Annotated in this window: 2 protein-coding genes; both read left to right on the forward strand. The window is 60.8% G+C overall.

Translation table 11 applies throughout. The annotated features are described in order from the left end of the window. Positions 1-622: response regulator transcription factor (locus WCA53_RS07380; protein ID WP_423907474.1), on the forward strand; the 622-nt coding region annotated here is incomplete at its 5' end. Continuing rightward, on the forward strand, positions 598-1947 hold the full coding sequence (locus tag WCA53_RS07385) for an ATP-binding protein (protein WP_423907477.1): 1350 nt from the start codon (positions 598-600) through the stop codon (positions 1945-1947). The genes WCA53_RS07380 and WCA53_RS07385, both read left to right, overlap by 25 nt. The last annotated feature ends 63 nt before the right edge of the window (positions 1948-2010 follow it).

Below are 2010 nucleotides of genomic sequence, written 5' to 3' on the forward strand. Positions count from 1 at the left end.
GGCCGTTCAGGACGCGCTGAAGGACGCGTCGTGCGCGGTGGACTGGGTTCGAGACGGGCAGCAGGCACTGACGGCAATCAAGACGCACGCGTATGAAGCTGTGCTGCTTGATCTAGGCTTGCCAAAGGTCGATGGCTTCAACGTACTCAACTCGATTCGCGTGGGCGATAGCGGCGTCCCCGTGATTGTCATCACAGCCCGCGATGCGGTCGCGGACCGGATATACGGCCTCGACAGCGGTGCCGACGACTACGTCCTGAAGCCGTTCGAGATGATCGAGCTAATGGCCCGCTTGCGCGCGATTGTTCGCAGGCGGGCGGGCGCATCTGCGCCCGTGATGAGCAACGGGATCATATCGCTGGACCCGGCAACCCATGAGGCTCGTTCGACAGGCGCGCCGGTACGTTTATCGGGTCGTGAATACGTGTTGTTCCAGGCGTTGATGATGCGTCCGGGTGCGATCCTTTCACGCAGCGAACTCGAGGATTGCATCTACGGCTGGAATGAAGAGGTCGAAAGTAATGCGGTTGAGTTCCTCATTCACTCGCTTCGGCGCAAGCTTGGGAGCGACACGATTAAAAACGTCAGGGGCGTCGGATGGATGGTGTCCAAAGGCGGGTAGGGCGGTCGCTGCAATTCCGGCTGTCGGTGTGGCTCGCGGTCGCGGTTCTTCTGAGCGCTGTTGCGGCTGGCGTATTTTCGTTCAAGGCGGCGTTCCACGAGGCGAACGAGATCCAGGACGGGCAGTTGAAGGAAGTGGCCGCGCTCATCACGGCGGATAACCTTCCGTTCATGGAGCAAGGCTCGGCCCGATACGTACCGGATGCCGAGTCCGAAGCCAAGGTCGTGGTGCAAAAACTCGGCAATGAGCCCCGCGAACGCCTGCTCGACTTGCCGGCAAATCTCGCCGATGGCATCCACACCCTGACGATCAATGGCCGCGAATGGCGCGTGGTCATCAGGACCCTCGCCGCCCAAACGCGGGTCGGTATCGGTCAGCAAACGAAGGATCGCAATGAGATCGCGCGTAACAGCGCGGTCGCGACGTTGATCCCGTTCGTTGTCCTCGCGCCGCTTCTGATCGGCGTGGTTTTCTTGCTTGTCAGGCAGATGTTCAAGCCGCTGGCCCGGCTCGCGGCAGACCTGGACGCGCGCTCGGATCACGACTTGTCGGAGATACGCGGCAGCGACGACGCCCAGCTTCCGTTTGAGATCGTCCCCTTCCTGATCGCTAACAATCGGCTGTTTGCGAGGGTATCGGAGTCGATCGCGCTGCAACGACGCTTTGTCGCGGACGCCGCCCACGAACTGCGCTCGCCGCTCACGGTGCTCTTGTTGCAGGCCGAGCGACTCGGTCTCTCGGAGATGTCCGGGCAGGCAAGCGAGCGGTTCACGGCTCTGCACAACGGCTTGATGCGCACTCGCGCGCTCGTCGAGCAATTGCTTACGCTTGCGCGCGTGCAGGAGTCCAATGGCGTCGAGACCGATGAGGTACCCGTGGCGCGGGTTTTCCGTCAGGTACTGGAAGACCTGATGCCGCTTGCCGAAGCGCGACAACTCGATATCGGTGTGATTGAGCATACGCATGCGCTCGTGCACGCCGCTGAGACGGACCTGACCACGCTGCTGAAGAATCTCGTCGACAATGCGATCCGTTACACGCCCCGCGGCGGGCGCGTTGACTTGTCCGTGCGGACGGACGACGGCAACACATCGATTTTTATCGACGACACCGGGCCCGGTATCTCGCCGGAGGAGCGCGAACGCGTGTTCGACCGGTTTTATCGTGTGTTGGGAACGGGGCAGACCGGCTCAGGGCTCGGACTGGCGATCGTCCAGACGATCGCCAGACGGGTGGGCGCGCGCGTCAGCCTGGGCGACGCACCCTGGGGCGACGGCCGTAGCGGTTTGCGTGTCACGATACTTTTCCCGGCTCTAAGCGTATGACACACGATTTATATATATCATTTTGCATTCAATTATTTTATAAATGAATGCTTATATTTATAT

Source organism: Caballeronia sp. (assembly GCF_049581465.1).
Lineage (GTDB): Bacteria > Pseudomonadota > Gammaproteobacteria > Burkholderiales > Burkholderiaceae > Caballeronia.

Coding starts and splice junctions, on each gene's coding strand:
- WCA53_RS07385 (WP_423907477.1), top strand. CDS start 598: ATGGATGGTGTCCAAAGGCGGGTAGGGCGGTCGCTGCAATTCCGGCTG.